The sequence below is a fragment of the Rubidibacter lacunae KORDI 51-2 genome (assembly GCF_000473895.1).
GTDB lineage: Bacteria > Cyanobacteriota > Cyanobacteriia > Cyanobacteriales > Rubidibacteraceae > Rubidibacter > Rubidibacter lacunae.
The window spans coordinates 71,328-86,340 of sequence record NZ_ASSJ01000030.1; the positions used below are offsets into that span (position 1 = coordinate 71,328).

General features: G+C 56.6%; 21 protein-coding genes. 20 read left to right on the top strand and 1 reads right to left on the bottom strand.

The window, feature by feature from the left end; all coding sequences use genetic code 11:
• Positions 1–25: 25 nt before the first annotated feature.
• The 20 genes from rpsH to KR51_RS05260 all read left to right on the top strand — a co-directional run bounded on the left by rpsH (position 26) and on the right by KR51_RS05260 (position 13,189).
• A complete protein-coding gene (gene rpsH, locus KR51_RS05170) occupies positions 26–427 on the top strand; it encodes a 30S ribosomal protein S8 (protein WP_022605572.1) in 402 nt (133 codons plus the stop codon).
• 54 nt (positions 428–481) lie between these two features.
• On the top strand, positions 482–1,021 hold the full coding sequence (rplF, locus tag KR51_RS05175; protein ID WP_022605574.1) for a 50S ribosomal protein L6: 540 nt from the start codon (positions 482–484) through the stop codon (positions 1,019–1,021).
• A 52-nt stretch (positions 1,022–1,073) separates the two neighbouring features.
• Positions 1,074–1,436 (top strand): 50S ribosomal protein L18, encoded by a 363-nt coding sequence (gene rplR / locus KR51_RS05180; RefSeq protein ID WP_022605576.1) that lies wholly within the window; start codon positions 1,074–1,076, stop codon positions 1,434–1,436.
• 84 nt (positions 1,437–1,520) lie between these two features.
• Positions 1,521–2,042 carry a 30S ribosomal protein S5 gene (gene rpsE, locus KR51_RS05185; protein ID WP_022605578.1) on the top strand — a complete coding sequence of 174 codons (522 nt, stop codon included), beginning with the start codon at positions 1,521–1,523 and terminating at the stop codon, positions 2,040–2,042.
• Positions 2,043–2,094: 52 nt separating this feature from the next.
• Positions 2,095–2,559, top strand: coding sequence for a 50S ribosomal protein L15 (gene rplO / locus KR51_RS05190; protein WP_040655223.1), 465 nt, complete (start codon positions 2,095–2,097; stop codon positions 2,557–2,559).
• A gap of 71 nt (positions 2,560–2,630) precedes the next feature.
• Complete coding sequence (gene secY / locus KR51_RS05195) at positions 2,631–3,974, top strand: preprotein translocase subunit SecY (RefSeq protein WP_022605582.1); 1,344 nt, start codon at positions 2,631–2,633, stop codon at positions 3,972–3,974.
• A gap of 38 nt (positions 3,975–4,012) precedes the next feature.
• Positions 4,013–4,594 carry an adenylate kinase gene (locus KR51_RS05200; RefSeq protein WP_022605584.1) on the top strand — a complete coding sequence of 194 codons (582 nt, stop codon included), beginning with the start codon at positions 4,013–4,015 and terminating at the stop codon, positions 4,592–4,594.
• 154 nt (positions 4,595–4,748) lie between these two features.
• On the top strand, positions 4,749–4,973 hold the full coding sequence (gene infA, locus KR51_RS05205) for a translation initiation factor IF-1 (RefSeq protein WP_022605586.1): 225 nt from the start codon (positions 4,749–4,751) through the stop codon (positions 4,971–4,973).
• Positions 4,974–5,059: 86 nt separating this feature from the next.
• Positions 5,060–5,173, top strand: coding sequence for a 50S ribosomal protein L36 (rpmJ, locus tag KR51_RS18045; RefSeq protein WP_022605588.1), 114 nt, complete (start codon positions 5,060–5,062; stop codon positions 5,171–5,173).
• Between the two features lie 58 nt (positions 5,174–5,231).
• Positions 5,232–5,615 (top strand): 30S ribosomal protein S13, encoded by a 384-nt coding sequence (gene rpsM / locus KR51_RS05210; protein WP_022605590.1) that lies wholly within the window; start codon positions 5,232–5,234, stop codon positions 5,613–5,615.
• Between the two features lie 53 nt (positions 5,616–5,668).
• Entirely contained in the window at positions 5,669–6,061 is a 393-nt protein-coding gene (gene rpsK / locus KR51_RS05215; protein ID WP_022605592.1) for a 30S ribosomal protein S11, read from the top strand.
• Positions 6,062–6,160: 99 nt separating this feature from the next.
• Positions 6,161–7,129, top strand: a complete 969-nt coding sequence (locus tag KR51_RS05220; protein ID WP_022605594.1) for a DNA-directed RNA polymerase subunit alpha — start codon at positions 6,161–6,163, stop codon at positions 7,127–7,129.
• A gap of 56 nt (positions 7,130–7,185) precedes the next feature.
• Complete coding sequence (gene rplQ, locus KR51_RS05225; RefSeq protein ID WP_022605595.1) at positions 7,186–7,536, top strand: 50S ribosomal protein L17; 351 nt, start codon at positions 7,186–7,188, stop codon at positions 7,534–7,536.
• 30 nt (positions 7,537–7,566) lie between these two features.
• Positions 7,567–8,433, top strand: a complete 867-nt coding sequence (gene truA, locus KR51_RS05230; RefSeq protein WP_408638081.1) for a tRNA pseudouridine(38-40) synthase TruA — start codon at positions 7,567–7,569, stop codon at positions 8,431–8,433.
• Entirely contained in the window at positions 8,430–8,888 is a 459-nt protein-coding gene (rplM, locus tag KR51_RS05235) for a 50S ribosomal protein L13 (RefSeq protein ID WP_022605597.1), read from the top strand. Before truA ends, rplM begins: the two co-directional genes overlap by 4 nt.
• A complete protein-coding gene (gene rpsI / locus KR51_RS05240; protein ID WP_022605598.1) occupies positions 8,888–9,301 on the top strand; it encodes a 30S ribosomal protein S9 in 414 nt (137 codons plus the stop codon). Before rplM ends, rpsI begins: the two co-directional genes overlap by 1 nt.
• Before the next feature lie 105 nt (positions 9,302–9,406).
• Complete coding sequence (rpmE, locus tag KR51_RS05245) at positions 9,407–9,706, top strand: 50S ribosomal protein L31 (protein ID WP_022605599.1); 300 nt, start codon at positions 9,407–9,409, stop codon at positions 9,704–9,706.
• Between the two features lie 105 nt (positions 9,707–9,811).
• A complete protein-coding gene (gene prfA / locus KR51_RS05250) occupies positions 9,812–10,915 on the top strand; it encodes a peptide chain release factor 1 (protein WP_022605600.1) in 1,104 nt (367 codons plus the stop codon).
• 174 nt (positions 10,916–11,089) lie between these two features.
• Positions 11,090–12,382: a M20 family metallopeptidase gene (locus KR51_RS05255; RefSeq protein ID WP_022605601.1), complete on the top strand. Its 1,293-nt coding sequence runs from the start codon at positions 11,090–11,092 to the stop codon at positions 12,380–12,382.
• Between the two features lie 174 nt (positions 12,383–12,556).
• A complete protein-coding gene (locus KR51_RS05260) occupies positions 12,557–13,189 on the top strand; it encodes a TIGR04282 family arsenosugar biosynthesis glycosyltransferase (protein ID WP_022605602.1) in 633 nt (210 codons plus the stop codon).
• 82 nt (positions 13,190–13,271) lie between these two features.
• On the opposite strand, the gene KR51_RS05265 is transcribed toward KR51_RS05260, so the two are convergent.
• Entirely contained in the window at positions 13,272–14,903 is a 1,632-nt protein-coding gene (locus KR51_RS05265; protein WP_022605603.1) for a serine/threonine-protein kinase, read from the bottom strand.
• Positions 14,904–15,013 lie beyond the last annotated feature (110 nt).

Consider the following 15,013-nt stretch of genomic DNA (forward strand, 5'->3'; position numbering starts at 1 on the left):
ACACGGGTAAGGAACAGAGGCAAGGATGGCATCTACAGACACGATCGCCGATATGCTGACGCGGATCCGCAATGCGTGCTTGGTCCAGCACGAGACAACCATCGTGCCTTCGACCAAGATGAATCGCAATATCGTCCGCGTTCTCGCAAGTGAAGGCTTTATTGCCGGATACCGCGAAACCGGCGAAGGGATTCGGAAGCATATCGAAATCGCGCTCAAGTACAAGGGGCGCGAACGCCGACCGCTGATTCGCAACCTCAGTCGCGTCAGTCGTCCTGGATTAAGAATTTATCGCAACCGCAAGGAACTGCCGCGCGTACTCGGCGGAATTGGCATCGCGATCGTTTCTACTTCCAGTGGCATCATGACCGACCGCGAAGCTCGCAAGCGAGGGATTGGCGGCGAGATTCTTTGTTACGTTTGGTAAGCCGCGTTCGGAAAATCTTGGAGAGTTTCAGCATCACTAAGGAGTCGCAGAGCCATGTCACGGATTGGTAAGCGTCCAATTCCCATACCGGCAAAAGTCAGCGTTGCACTTGACGGGCAGCAGGTGAAGGTCAAAGGACCCAAGGGCGAGCTGGCGCGCATTTTGCCCGCACCAATCGCGATTGCGCAAACTGATGGTCAGCTACATGTGACTCGCGTCGATGAGTCGCGTACTGCCCGCCAACTGCACGGATTGTGCCGAACCCTAGTTGCCAACATGGTTGAAGGCGTCTCTCAAGGCTTCACACGCAAGCTGGAACTTCAGGGTGTCGGTTACCGCGCAGCCGTGCAAGGTCGAAATCTCGTATTGAACGTCGGCTATAGCCACCCGGTTGAAATCGTACCGCCCGAAGGCATCAGCGTCGCGGTCGAGAAGAACGTCAGCATCACTCTAACCGGCATCGATAAGGAAATTCTCGGCAACCTTGCTGCCCGCGTCCGTGCCGTCCGTCCTCCAGAACCCTACAAAGGCAAGGGCATTCGCTACGAAGGCGAACGCGTTCGTCGGAAGGCTGGTAAGTCGGGTAAGAAGTAATCGCTACAGTAGTTTTTGTCGCGCTACCAGACATCGCGAGTCGTAACCTGTCATGAAGCTCACCCGCAAGCAATCGATCCAACGCCGTCACCGCCGCATCCGGCGGCGGCTTGTCGGCACCACCGAGCGACCGCGTCTTGCGGTATTTCGCTCCAATCAGCATATTTATGCGCAAGTGATCGATGACGATCGCCAGCATACTCTTGCTGCTGCCTCGACTCTCGACCCAGATCTGCGAGATCGACTCGGCTCCGGTGCTAGCTGCACGGCAGCCGCGGCAGTTGGCAAGCTGGTTGCCGAGCGCGCGTTGCAGAAGGGCGTACAGCAGGTTGTTTTCGACCGCGGTGGTTTCATCTATCACGGTCGGGTTCGTACTTTGGCGGAAGCAGCCCGCGAAGCCGGCTTGAAGTTTTAAGTAGTAGACGTCACGCAAGCGACAACGCAATGTATTTGAAGCCATAGCGGGCGTGTCGCACGAGCAATTTGTAGAGGCAGAAAGATGGCTAAGCGGAACAAAGGTAACCGGGAACGGCGAGAAGAATCTAACTTACAGGAGCGCGTCATCCAGATCCGGCGCGTCAGCAAAGTTGTTAAAGGCGGGAAGAAGCTAAGCTTCCGCGCGATTGTTGTCGTAGGGGACGAGCGGGGTCAAGTCGGCGTAGGTGTCGGGAAAGCTAGCGACGTCATTGGTGCCGTACGCAAAGGCGTTGCCGATGGCAAGAAGCACATGATCGGTGTTCCGCTGACCAAGTCCAACTCGATTGCTCATCGAACGACCGGTGCAGCTGGCGGAGCTACGGTGTTAATGCGCCCTGCTGCGCCCGGTACGGGCGTAATTGCGGGTGGAGCCGTCCGCACCGTACTGGAGTTGGCGGGTGTCAAAAATGTACTAGCCAAGCAACTTGGTTCGAGCAGTCCGCTCAACAATGCCCGAGCGGCGATCGATGCGCTGTCTATGTTACGGACGTTCTCATCCGTAGCTCGAGAGCGCGAGATCCCGCTCGAGCAGGTTTACGCTTAGCCCCTACCATGCTAATCCGGCGTCGATCGTTACACGGCTGCGCCACATAAGAATGCACTCAAAGGAATCATCTGTGGAACTGCACGAACTTTCTCCTAAGCCAGGTTCAAAGCGTCGCCAACGGCGGGTCGGACGCGGTATCGCAGCCGGTCAGGGCGCGAGCTGCGGTAAAGGTATGCGCGGTCAAAAGTCTCGATCGGGTCCGGGACCGCGACGCGGTTTTGAAGGCGGTCAGATTCCCCTCTATCGTCGGATTCCGAAGCTCAAACATTTTACGCTTGTCAATCCGCGTGGCTACACTACCATTAATGTTTCGCAGCTAGCTGTCTTCCAACCGCACAGCGAAGTTACGCTACACGCCATATTGGACATTGGATTGAGTAACAGCAATCGCGGTCCGCTCAAGATTTTGGGTGACGGCGATTTATCCGTGCCACTTTTTGTGAAGGCGGCTGCCTTCACAAAAAGTGCTCGCGTGAAGATTGAGGCTGCAGGTGGAACCTGCGAAGAAGTTTAACTAACGACGTCCGCCGCCGTTCGGATTTCGATCGCGCTGTTGTTAGCTCGAATAAGAAAGAGGTAATACTGATGGTTGTCAACCGCGAACGCACGCCAAATGCTCGAGAGACATTTATCCAGATGGCTCAGGCAGCAGGGTTGCGGAGCAGGATTTTGGTGACTGTCGGGTTGATTTTACTCGTGCGTCTGGGCGTCCGCATTCCCGTTCCCGGCATCGATCGCGTTAGCTTTGCTGCAGATATTCAGAACAGCCCAGTCTCGGGCTTGTTTAATTTTTTGTCAGGTGGCGGTTTATCGGCTTTGGGCATCTTTGCATTGGGGATCTTGCCTTTTATCAATGCCTCGATCATTATGCAGCTCTTGGCAGCTGCATTACCGTCTCTGGAAAACTTGCAAAAAAACGAAGGTGAGGCAGGACGGCGCAAAATCTCTCAAATCACGCGTTACGTAGCCCTCGCATCAGCAATTGTCAACAGTATTGGTCTTGCATTCTGGGCTCAAAACTATGCCTATGACCCGGGATTTTGGTTTATTTTCAAGACCGTTTTGGCACTAACTGCTGGCTCTATGTTTGTGGTCTGGATTTCAGAGCTGATTAGCGAGCGCGGGATTGGAAATGGAGCTTCTCTTCTGATCTTTGTCAACATTGTAGCGGTGTTGCCGCGCACCCTTGGTAATACTATCGAGTTTGCCCAAACTGGCGGAAGAGAGGCAGTTGCGCAAGTTATTGTATTACTTCTAGTTTTCCTGGTGATGATCGTCGGTATTGTTTTTGTCCAAGAAGGTACGCGTCGGATTCCGATTATTTCTGCCCGGCGCCAGGTTGGCAAGCGTCTTTATCGCGAGCGCACTAGTTACCTCCCTTTGCGGGTCAATCAAGGTGGCGTGCTTCCGATTATCTTCGCGTCAACAGTGTTGATTCTGCCCGCGTCTTTGGCTCAGTTCACCGAACAACCCGAAGGTGCAACAGGGCTTGTTGCTAGCATCAATCGCGTATTAGTAATCGTTAGCAATTACCTCAATCCGGGAGGGTTTGCTCCATGGCTCTACGTGCTGGTTTACTTACTTCTCATACTCTTCTTCAGCTATTTCTATGCCTCGCTGATCGTTAACCCAGTGGACATGTCACAAAACCTCAAGAAGATGGGGGCAAGTATTCCCGGTATTCGCCCTGGAAAGGCAACGAGCGACTATTTAGAGCGCGTCATCAATCGCCTAACTCTGCTGGGAGCAATTTTCTTAGGACTAGTTGCAACCGTTCCTACTGCTGTTGAAAGTGCGACGGGCGTCACTACCTTTCAAGGTTTGGGAGCAACTTCTCTGCTGATCCTGGTTGGTGTTGCGATCGAAACTGCGAAGCAGATTCAGAGTAGTGTTATTTCCCAACGCTATGAAGGGATGGTCAAGCGCTAAGATTGCAACCTAGGAAGATTTGAGAACGGAGCTTGAATATGAGCAATGAAACGGTGCCTGCCGATATCCGAATAATCTTTCTAGGGCCGCCGGGCGCCGGTAAGGGAACTCAAGCGCAATTGCTAGCTGTATGGCTACAAATTATTCATATTTCAACAGGGGAAATTCTACGGGACGCGATCGCTGCGGCGACTCACTTGGGTCAAAAGGCGCAGCATTACGTTGAGGCCGGCGAGCTTGTCCCCGATGAATTACTTGCCGGATTGGTTCGCGAGCGTGTTGCCATGCCCGATGCTCGAGGAGGTTGGATTCTTGACGGATACCCACGCACTGAGGACCAGGCCAAATTCCTAGATCGACTGCTAGACGAGCTCGATCAAACGTGTAATTTTATCATCAATTTGGACGTTCCCGATACCAAACTGTGCGAGCGTTTGCTGGCTCGGGGGCGCCGGGATGATACTCCGGAAACTGTTGCCCGCCGCTTACAGGTGTATCGGGATCGAACAGCGGGGTTAATCGATTTCTACTGTTCTCGAGCGTCCTTCCATACCCTAGACGGCAACCGCTCTCCAAAGGATGTCAACGAAGCTCTTAAGGAGTTAGTGATGCGCAACTAGAGTGGAGCGTTACCTGACATAGCGGTCGGCAATGCCGACATCGAAAGGGTTTTGCTAGACTCAAAACAACGAACTAGTTTGCAATGGCGAGTGCGGCGAGGCGAGTGGATCTTGAGCGCGCTCGTTTCTGGTGATTTTTAGGAGGCGATTTCTTTTGTCCAAACAGGATCTCATTGAAATGGAAGGTACGGTTACAGAATCTTTGCCAAATGCCATGTTTCGGGTCGATTTGGAAAACGGGTTCAATGTCCTTGCCCACATCTCCGGCAAGATCCGGCGCAACTACATAAAGATACTGCCCGGCGATCGCGTCAAGGTCGAGCTAACTCCATATGACTTGACCAAAGGCCGGATCACCTATCGCCTGCGCAAGAAGTAAGCACAGGTTGCCATTCCTCAATCCTTGACATTGACTCGGTCATATTGGTAATATGAGAGGCTTGTAGAGTCGCTTGAGTACAAATTATGAAAGTGCGCCCTTCAGTGCGCCGCATGTGTGACAAGTGTCGGGTAATCCGACGTCGCGGTCGGGTGATGGTAATTTGCCAAAATCCAAAGCACAAGCAGCGCCAGGGATAGAGTTCTTTTTGGCAACTGCACAAAGTAAAGAGAAAATCGGTCGGGAGAAAATTCAGACGTGGCACGAATCTCTGGCGTCGATCTACCGCGAGACAAGCGGGTCGAGATCGGACTTACTTACATCTATGGCATTGGATTGGCACGTTCTCAGGAGATCTTGGACGCAACGGATATCAATCCGGACACGCGGGTCAAAGATTTGGCTGACGAGGAGGTGATCGCGCTCCGTGCCTTTGTCGAGAAAAACTACCAGGTTGAGGGCGACTTGCGGCGATGGGAAGGCATGAGTATCAAGCGCCTTGCCGACATCGGGACTTACCGCGGTCGTCGTCATCGAGCTGGGCTACCAGTGCGCGGCCAGCGCACGCGAACGAACGCTCGCACGCGGCGCGGTCGCCGCACAACGGTTGCTGGCAAGAAGAAGCCGCCGGGTAAGAAATAAAGCTTTCCCGCTTTAACAATTAAACGCAGTAGAGTTTTTGGCAGTCGAAAAACATGGCTCGCACGACGAAGAAGGGTGGAGCGAAGAAGGCGAAGCGAAACGTTCCAAATGGTGTTGCACACATTCAATCGACGTTCAATAACACGATTGTGACCATATCCGATACGAGCGGCGATGCGATTTCATGGGCATCTGCCGGATCGAGCGGTTTCAAGGGCGCCAAAAAGGGAACCCCTTTTGCAGCTCAGACGGCTGCAGATCAAGCAGCCCGTCGCGCAATGGAACAGGGCATGCGCCAAGTTGAAGTTATGGTTAGCGGGCCCGGTGCCGGTCGCGAGACGGCTATTCGGGCATTGCAAGGAGCGGGGCTGGAAATCACTCTCATTCGGGATGTAACCCCGATTCCGCACAACGGCTGCCGTCCGCCTAAGCGACGACGCGTTTGAGTGCGAAGCGAGCAAGCAACATGGGGCTTTTTATCAGGTCGTGCCGGCTCGCAGCTCTGGTTGTGCCGGTGCAAGGCGAATTTGGTATTCAAAGACTAGATGGGGGATTCCGCCGTGGCGCAGCAGTTTCAGATCGAGTGTATAGAGACAAAGACGCAGAAGAACCAGTCTCAGTTCGGGAAGTTCGTCCTTGAGCCGCTCGAGCGCGGCCAGGCTATTACTGTTGGCAATTCTTTGCGGCGCGTCCTGCTCTCGAACCTAGAGGGGACTGCGGTTACTGCCGTTCGCATTGCGGGTGTCAGCCACGAGTTTGCCACCGTGCCGGGCGTGCGTGAGGACGTACTGGAGATCTTACTTAACATGAAGGAGATCGTTCTCAACAGTTACGCAACGAGCGCTCAGATCGGTCGCTTAACTGCAATTGGTCCCGGCAACGTGACAGCCAGGCAGTTTGAGTTGCCCTCGGAGATAGAAGTTGTCGATCCCGATCAGTTTGTCGCCACTCTTGGCGAAGGAGCCAAGCTGGAGATGGAGTTTCGGGTCGAGCGCGGCAAGGGGTATCGGACAGTCGATCGCTCTCGCGATGAAGCTGGTTCCTTGGACTTCTTGCAAATAGACGCATTGTTTATGCCCGTAACCAAGGTCAATTACACCGTGGAAGACGCCCGCGTGGACGGTGCGGCCGCACAGGAACGCTTGGTTCTAGAAATTTCAACTAACGGAAGCTGCAAGCCTGAAGAGGCATTGTCGCAGGCGGCCGGACTGTTAGTGGATATGTTCAACCCACTTCGCGATCTGACGCTGGAGACGATCCAAGAGGAATTCCAAGAAGAAGAGGATCCGACCGGTCAGATCCCGATCGAGGAGCTGCAGCTTTCCGTCCGTGCTTACAACTGTCTCAAGCGCGCGCAGATCAATTCTGTCGCCGACTTACTCGACTACAGCCACGAGGATCTTTTGGAGATCAAGAACTTTGGGCAGAAGTCTGCCGAAGAAGTCGTCGAAGCACTGCAGCAGCGGTTAGGGATTACGCTCCCGCAAGAGAAGTCTGCGGCTAAGAAAGCTTAGAACTCCCATCGAGGGTTTGTTGTTTATTCAATTTGGACAGAGCGGAGGTAAAAGTTGTGCGTCACCAGCGTCGCGTGCCCAAACTCGGGCGACCGACCGACCAACGCAAAGCACTGCTGCGATCGCTGGCAACCCAGCTAATTCAGCACGGTCAGGTCAAGACAACCAAACATCGCGCCCGCGCCGTTCGTGCGGAAGTCGAGCGCATGATCACCCTAGCCAAGGACGGCTCGCTGGCTGCACGACGACGGGCTTTTGGTTATCTGTACGACAAACAGCTTGTTCATAATTTATTCGAGAGCGCGCCCGGACGTTATGCCACTCGCAGCGGCGGCTACACGCGCATCGTTCGCACCATGCGTCGGCGCGGCGATAATGCCGAGATGGCAATCATCGAGTTGGTCTGAGCGATGGTGGGGTCGGATTCGGCAAGCGCAATGCAACGAGTGGTCCTCGTCGTCCAGTACTTGGGCGGCGACTTTTGCGGTTGGCAGCGCCAGGCAACCGGTCGAACCGTCCAAGCCACGATTGAGGATGCGATCGCGACGGCTCTTGACTTAGCCAGATTGCCCGTCCCCGAGCGAGTTGTGTTGCACGGAGCCGGGCGAACCGATGCAGGCGTTCATGCGGCAGCTCAAATCGCGCATTTCGACACCGACAGTCCGATCCCAGCGCAGAAGTGGGCGCCGGTACTCAATCGCGTGCTTCCAGACGACATATCGATCCGCGCATCGGCCGCCGTTCCGGCTACCTGGCACGCCCAGTTTTCGGCATTGTGGCGGCGCTATCGTTACACTTTGTATACGGATGGGTGTCCCAACCTTTTCGTGCAACCCTTCTGCTGGCATTATTACCACGCACCGCTGCAGATCGAACCGATGCAGGCCGCGCTTGTCCCGCTGCTCGGGCGCCATCATCTGGCAGCTTTTCACCGCGCGGGTTCCGGCCGCCCTCATTCGTGGGTTCAGGTTCAATCTGCTGAGTGCCGTCGCCGGGGTTCCTTTGTCCTGTTTGAGATCCAAGCGAGCGGTTTCCTCTACGGGATGGTGCGCTTGCTTGTAGGTCTGTTGGTCGAAGTTGGGCGTGGATCGCGATCGCCGGAAGAGTTCACGCGCATCTGGACCGAGCAACGCCGCGACCTCGTCAAGTACTCCGCACCGGCACGCGGGTTGTGCTTGCTACGCGTTGGGTATCCCGAGTTTCCAATTCCTCCAAGCGTTTGGTACGACGCCCAGCCGCAATTTTGTTTTGCTTCACTCTCAGCCGATTCAGTCACGACCGAACCCGTAGCGAACCACCGATGATTACTAGTAAAACGCCTTTACCCAACTCCGATACGATCGAGCGCAATTGGTACGTTGTCGATGCAGCCGATCGGCGCCTGGGGCGGTTGGCAGCTCAGATTGCCAACATCCTTCGCGGCAAAAATAAGCCTTACTTTACGCCACACATGGATACGGGTGACTTCGTGATTGTCGTCAATGCCGAGAAGGCGATCGTGACGGGCAATAAAGCCTCTCAAAAACTTTACCGCCGTCACTCCGGTCGTCCCGGCGGGATGAAAACAGAGACCTTCATGCAGCTGCAGGCTCGCATTCCAGAACGCATCATCGAGAAAGCGGTTAAGGGCATGCTGCCGAAGAACTCGCTAGGACGTCAGCTCTTCACCAAGCTGAAGGTTTATGCCGGACCCGAGCATCCGCACCAAGCACAACAACCGCAGGTCCTCGATCTCAATACTATTCCTGGAGGGAACTAATGCAGGCAACCAGCAACGACGATCGCGCTGTTTACTGGGGTACCGGACGTCGCAAGGCGTCGGTGGCGCGCGTGCGGCTCGTGCCCGGCACTGGTCAGATCGTGGTCAACGATCGCCCCGGCGACAACTATTTCAACTACAATCCCAGCTACTTAGCAGCGGCAAAGGCTCCGCTTGAAGTTCTCGGATTGGAAACCGAGTACGACATCCTCGTCCGCGCGCACGGTGGCGGACTGACGGGGCAGGCCGATGCCGTCAAGCTCGGTGTCGCGCGGGCATTATGCCAGCTCGACCCGGAAAATCGCGGTCCGCTCAAGGTGGAAGGCTATTTGCGCCGCGATCCGCGCGCCAAGGAACGGAAAAAGTACGGATTGCACAAAGCCCGCAAGGCCCCGCAGTTCTCCAAGCGCTAATTATCCACGCGATAATGAAGTTCTTTGCCGCAGCCGTGTGCTGATAACCAGGCGGAGTTCTCTGGCGTTCTAACCCAAGTTATCAGTCGAGTTACGCAGCGAATCATGCCAAAACCAGGTATCCATCCCGAGTGGTACCCCGAAGCAAAAGTTATCTGCAATGGGGAAGTGGTGATGACGGTGGGGGCGACCCAGCCGGAAATTCACGTTGACGTGTGGTCGGGTAACCATCCGTTCTACACGGGTACTCAGAAAATTATCGACACGGAAGGTCGCGTCGATCGCTTCATGCGGAAGTACGGCATGTTCGGCGGCGAGGCCCAAGCAGATGCTCCGGAAGCAAGTGCGGCCGACAAACCGAATCGGCCGAGGCTAGGCAGCAAGAAAAAGAAGAAGAAAAAGTAGCGGACGGCGAGATCGACCCGCCCCGGAGGTTCGCCTGCTGGGGGGGTAATTCCCGTCGTCGCAGTTGCAAACGCGTTTGTAGGCAATTCTTCTTCGGAGGTCGTCATGGCCGAATCTTATTTGCTGGACAAGTTGCGCTCGGTCGAGCAAGCCTTCGACGAGCTCACCCATCGCCTGGCAGACCCAGATGTGGCAACCAACCCCGACGAGCTGCAGCGCATCGCGCGGGCGCGCTCGTCGCTTGAGGAGACGGTTCAAACCTATACCGCCTGGAAGAAGGCCCGCGTCGATCGCGAGGGCGCGCAGCAAATTCTTAAGGATGCGAATGGCGACGCGGAATTGCGCGAGATGGCGGAGTTGGAGGTTGCCGAACTCGACGAGCAGCTCGAACAGCTCGAACAGCAACTGAAAATCTTGCTACTGCCGCGCGACCCCAACGACGACAAGAACATCATGTTAGAAATTCGCGCGGGGACTGGCGGTGACGAAGCCAGTCTCTGGGCAGGTGATTTGGTGCGACTTTATTCCCGTTTTGCCGAGACGCAGGGCTGGAAAGTCAGCCTCGTCAGCGAGTCGCTGGGGGAGATGGGCGGGTTTAAAGAAGCTATTCTTGAGATTCAAGGCGATCGGGTTTACAGTCAGCTTAAGTTCGAGGCGGGGGTCCATCGCGTCCAGCGCGTGCCGGTGACGGAGGCGGGCGGTCGGGTTCACACCTCAACGGCAACGGTGGCGGTGATGCCGGAAGTCGATGACGTGGAAGTGGATATCGATCCCAAGGACATCGAACTCTCAACCGCACGATCGGGCGGGGCTGGCGGTCAGAACGTCAACAAGGTGGAAACAGCGGTAGACCTGTTCCACAAACCAACGGGAATTCGAATTTTTTGCACCCAAGAGCGCTCGCAGCTCCAGAACCGCGAGCGAGCTATGCAGATTCTGCGCGCGAAGCTTTACGAGCTCAAGCTTAGCGAGCAATTGGCATCGGTGACATCTATGCGGCGATCGCAGGTCGGCACGGGTGCGCGATCGGAGAAGATCCGCACGTATAACTACAAGGACACGCGCGTTACCGACCATCGCCTCGGGCAGAATTTCAACCTCGGCAACGTGCTCGCCGGCGATATCGAGAACTTGGTGCAGGCGTGCATTTCTCAAGACCAGCAGGAACGTTTAGCCGAACTGGCGGCGGCGAACCCGGATGCCAATTGAGTCGCGCCAAGTCGCACAACCAACAGAGTACTTGTCACCATTCGTTTTCTGGCGCTAAGGGTGGGGTTCGGGATCCGTTCCCTTGCGGCAGGCGATCGCAGCGGGCAGTTATTCTATAGTGATGGACCGCGGGCGAACTCGCCAGCGGTCCCTTTACCAGTTAACCCAGCAATTATGGTCTCGACCGTAAAACCCGATTCGCCAGCACAGTTAGCGCGCGTCGTCGAATTGGCACAGACGTTGGCACCGCGCCTGATCGAGATTCGCCGACACCTTCATTCCCATCCAGAACTCAGCGGTCAGGAGCACCAGACAGCTGCTTATGTAGCGGGCGTGCTGTCATCGTGCGGCTTGCGAGTGCGAGAGGCCGTGGGTAAAACCGGCGTCGTGGGCGAGCTGAACGGCAGTCGCGGCGATCGCACCCTGGCCATCCGGACGGATATGGACGCGCTGCCCATCCAGGAGCTAACCGGCCTGGAGTTTGCGTCGCGCGTGCCAGGTGTGATGCACGCCTGCGGTCACGACGTCCACGCAACCTTAGGGATGGGGGTGGCAATGGTGCTGTCGCAACTTGGGGAGCCGCTGCCGGGTACCGTACGGTTTGTGTTTCAGCCTGCGGAGGAAATAGCACAGGGGGCGCGCTGGGCGATCGCGGATGGAGCGATGCAAGGCGTCGATGCCATCTTGGGCGTTCACGTTTATCCGTCGCTGCCCGTGCAGTCGGTAGGAATTCGCTACGGCGCGCTGACGGCCGCGGCTGACGACTTGGAAATTGTCATTCAGGGCGAGTCCGGGCACGGCGCGCGGCCCCACGAAGCCGTCGATGCGATTTGGATTGCCGCCCAAGTGATAACAACTTTGCAGCAGGCGATCGCGCGCACGCACAACTCTTTGCGACCGGTGGTGCTGACGATCGGGCAGATTGAAGGCGGCCGCGCGCCGAACGTGATTGCCGATCGCGTCCGGATGACAGGCACGGTGCGATCGCTACATCCCGACACCCATGCGAAGCTGCCGGGCTGGATCGAGAACATCGTCAAGAGCGTTTGCCAGACATACGGTGCAACGCAGACAGTCGACTATCAGCGGGGCGTGCCGTCGGTGCATAACGACTCGGAGCTAACGCGGCTGGTCGAGTCGGCGGCGCGCGAAGGGTTGGGACCCGAGTGCATCCGGACGATCGCCGAGCCGTCGCTAGGAGCAGAGGATTTTTCGCTATACCTGCAGCACGCACCGGGGATGATGTTCCGTTTGGGAGTCGGGCGTCCGGACGGTCCGAATTATCCGCTTCACCATCCGAAGTTCGAGGTCGATGAAGCCGCGATTGTAACCGGCGTCGTGACCCTGGCTTACTCCGCTTGCAAGTATTTTCAGCAAATTCAGTCGCCCGTATCGGAGTCGACAGGCGATCGCGCTGCCGAGACTCGATATGGCCCTGCTCGGGGAACTGAGAACCTTGCTGAGTGAACTGAAGTCTCCCAGGAAAAACAGTGTCCATTGATTGTGTGGCTTGCATTGACCTGTCCCCACCTATTCGAGCCCCCTTTTAGCAAGACAAAATTGCAGGCAGTAGGTGACCGTGGTGGCGGCGATCGCGCCACCGAGTTGCTACTGGTCGAAAGTAAGGAAACGAGATCGACAATGACTGCTAAGCAAGCGGGCGAGGAGCAACTAATCGTTTTCACTCGCTACCCGGTGCCGGGAACGACCAAGACACGGTTGATTCCATCGCTCGGTGCAGACGGTGCCGCAGCGCTGCAGCGCCAAATGAGCGAAACGACGCTTGACGAGGCACGGCGACTGCGGAGAACACGGAGCACGGAAATAGAAGTTCTCTTTTCGGGCGGGACGCGATCTCAGCTCGTGGCGTGGTTGGGTCCGGACGTGGAGTATCGAGCGCAAAGCGACGGCGACCTCGGTCAGCGCCTGACGGCAGCCTTCGCTGGCGCGTTCGGGAGCGGGAAACGGCGGGTAGCGGCGATCGGTATCGACTGTCCGGATCTGTCGGCAACAATTTTGCGAGAAGCCTTCGCGCATTTAGAACGATCGGATCTCGTTCTCGGTCCGGCAACTGACGGCGGATACTACCTCATCGGTATGGGGTGTTTCTATTCGGAATTGTTTGCCGACATTGCCTGGAGTACCGATGTCGTGCGCGCACAGACGCTGGCGATCGCCGGACGCCTCGGGCTCAAATCTGCCCTCTTGCCGGAGCTGAGTGACGTGGACCGTCCCGAAGATTTAGTGCGGTGGCAGCAGGCAAGCGATCGCTGAACCGCTTCCCAGGATTTGCTCGCTTTTTGTTCGCTTGTCATCGAACTGGTCCCAAGACCAAACGTTCTAGTTCAAGAGCGTTCTAGTTCATCAGTGCGTAGACGAGATTGTAAACCAGGCGAAACAGAGTCACCAGAAGCGTTACAGCTGCACCGGCAAGCACTGATACGATCGTGACTTGCAGCAACACTGCGGGCGAGGCTGACTTGATGAATAGTATGCCAGCGCTCGAGATCGAGAAGGTCAGTACCGCCAAAATCGGTAAATCGATTTTCTCGATAACACGCCGATAGAGCGTGTAGAGCAACCCGCCCATCGTGGCACCCCACAACCCAATCGCGAAAGGCGGGGGTAGCGGCAGGACGCGCACCAGCAGCAAAAATAACTGTGCACCTTCAAAGCCGATAAACGCGGCGCTCACCAGCACTTCCAGCAACGAGAAACGCGGGGCGGACGGCGGACGGCGGGCAGGTTTTCTCGCGGGCGAGCGCGCGACCGTGTCGGGTCGAGCTACCTGTGGAGATGCTAGGGCTGGTGGCGCTGGTGGCGGAGCGGCGATCGGGGGCGCCGGCGATTGTTGACATGTCGGTTGCTGAAGCGTAGGTATGGATGGAGCTGGCGATGGCGTTCCCGCGAGCGGTGCAGCACTGGGCAACTCGGGCATCAAATCGGGCGGTATGTTGGTTGGGACCTTAGGCAACTCTTGCATTGGCAGGTCAGATAGCAGGTCGGGCCGAGCGGCTGTCTTGTTTCCAGGTGGGACCGCCGCGACCGGCTCGTGCAGGGCTCGCAGCACCGCAGCCGCCGACCGGAAGCGTTCTCGAGGCGCGGGACTTAACATGCGATCCAGCACGTCGGCAAGTTGGATGCTAACCTGCGCCCGCGATCGCCAAACCCACTGATTGTTGTAGGAATCATACAAGTCCTCCACCGGCCGGCCGGTGGCAAACGTCAGGCAGGTGGCTGCGAGCGCATAAAGGTCCGTAGACGGATAAATTGTCGCGCCTTGCATTTGCTCCGGCGGTGCAAAGCCTTGAGAGTAGATCCCGGTCGAGCTCCCAGGACCGCCTGCTGTCACTTGTTTTACCGCTCCGAAATCCAGCAAGTAGAGCACGCCCTCGCGCGATCGCATGATGTTCGACGGTTTGATATCGCGGTGGATCGTGTCATTTTGGTGGACGAATTGCAGCACGAGCAGGATTTCTTCGAGCACCTCGCGCACTTCAGCTTCGTCAAAGGCTCCCCGGCGATCGCGCTCGAGCTCGAGAGTTTCGCCGTCGATAAATTCTTGAGCGAGATAGAAGAATTCGCATTTGCCCGCACCGGCCGCGTCGGGCGCTTCTACGGGAAAAGAGGCGTAGAGATCTGGGATTTGCGGGTGTTTGTTGCCGAGTTCCTCAAGGGCAATGGCCTCGCGTTCGAAACGATCGCGGGCGAGTTGAAGGGACTTGGAACTGAGACCGGGCGGCGGCTGGAACTGCTTAAGAGCGCAGAGACGCAAGGTGGGCGTGTAGCGATCGCGGGCCAGAAAAGCCGCTCCGAACCCACCCTGACCGAGCTTACGCAAGGGAATATATCGACCACCGAGAATCTGCGGCATCCCGCAGGTACGGCAATATCTCTGCTCTGCCTTTTTGAGAACTGCCGGTTTGTCAAGGTCGGGAAAACTATTCTGGGGATGCGAGCAGCCCGGTCGGGTGCAGTAAGTTTCCATGAATTCGGTCGCAGGGAGACGATGCCAGCAGTAGCAGAGTTGTCATTAGGCGGCAGTTGCCCCCATTTTACGTGGTTTCCCACGACCTCCCAAAACCAGGACCGCGCGAT

What these genes read in the sequence shown, in the direction of transcription:
- secY (WP_022605582.1), top strand. Translation starts at nt 2,631, where the DNA reads ATGGTTGTCAACCGCGAACGCACGCCAAATGCTCGAGAGACATTTATC.
- truA (WP_408638081.1), top strand. Translation starts at nt 7,567, where the DNA reads ATGCAACGAGTGGTCCTCGTCGTCCAGTACTTGGGCGGCGACTTTTGC.
- rplO (WP_040655223.1), top strand. Translation starts at nt 2,095, where the DNA reads ATGCACTCAAAGGAATCATCTGTGGAACTGCACGAACTTTCTCCTAAG.
- rplF (WP_022605574.1), top strand. Translation starts at nt 482, where the DNA reads ATGTCACGGATTGGTAAGCGTCCAATTCCCATACCGGCAAAAGTCAGC.
- KR51_RS05220 (WP_022605594.1), top strand. Translation starts at nt 6,161, where the DNA reads ATGGGGGATTCCGCCGTGGCGCAGCAGTTTCAGATCGAGTGTATAGAG.
- rpsI (WP_022605598.1), top strand. Translation starts at nt 8,888, where the DNA reads ATGCAGGCAACCAGCAACGACGATCGCGCTGTTTACTGGGGTACCGGA.
- rpsH (WP_022605572.1), top strand. Translation starts at nt 26, where the DNA reads ATGGCATCTACAGACACGATCGCCGATATGCTGACGCGGATCCGCAAT.
- KR51_RS05200 (WP_022605584.1), top strand. Translation starts at nt 4,013, where the DNA reads ATGAGCAATGAAACGGTGCCTGCCGATATCCGAATAATCTTTCTAGGG.
- rpmE (WP_022605599.1), top strand. Translation starts at nt 9,407, where the DNA reads ATGCCAAAACCAGGTATCCATCCCGAGTGGTACCCCGAAGCAAAAGTT.
- rplM (WP_022605597.1), top strand. Translation starts at nt 8,430, where the DNA reads ATGATTACTAGTAAAACGCCTTTACCCAACTCCGATACGATCGAGCGC.
- KR51_RS05265 (WP_022605603.1), bottom strand. Translation starts at nt 14,903, where the DNA reads ATGGAAACTTACTGCACCCGACCGGGCTGCTCGCATCCCCAGAATAGT.
- rplR (WP_022605576.1), top strand. Translation starts at nt 1,074, where the DNA reads ATGAAGCTCACCCGCAAGCAATCGATCCAACGCCGTCACCGCCGCATC.
- rpsK (WP_022605592.1), top strand. Translation starts at nt 5,669, where the DNA reads ATGGCTCGCACGACGAAGAAGGGTGGAGCGAAGAAGGCGAAGCGAAAC.
- rpsE (WP_022605578.1), top strand. Translation starts at nt 1,521, where the DNA reads ATGGCTAAGCGGAACAAAGGTAACCGGGAACGGCGAGAAGAATCTAAC.
- rpmJ (WP_022605588.1), top strand. Translation starts at nt 5,060, where the DNA reads ATGAAAGTGCGCCCTTCAGTGCGCCGCATGTGTGACAAGTGTCGGGTA.
- prfA (WP_022605600.1), top strand. Translation starts at nt 9,812, where the DNA reads ATGGCCGAATCTTATTTGCTGGACAAGTTGCGCTCGGTCGAGCAAGCC.
- KR51_RS05260 (WP_022605602.1), top strand. Translation starts at nt 12,557, where the DNA reads ATGACTGCTAAGCAAGCGGGCGAGGAGCAACTAATCGTTTTCACTCGC.
- KR51_RS05255 (WP_022605601.1), top strand. Translation starts at nt 11,090, where the DNA reads ATGGTCTCGACCGTAAAACCCGATTCGCCAGCACAGTTAGCGCGCGTC.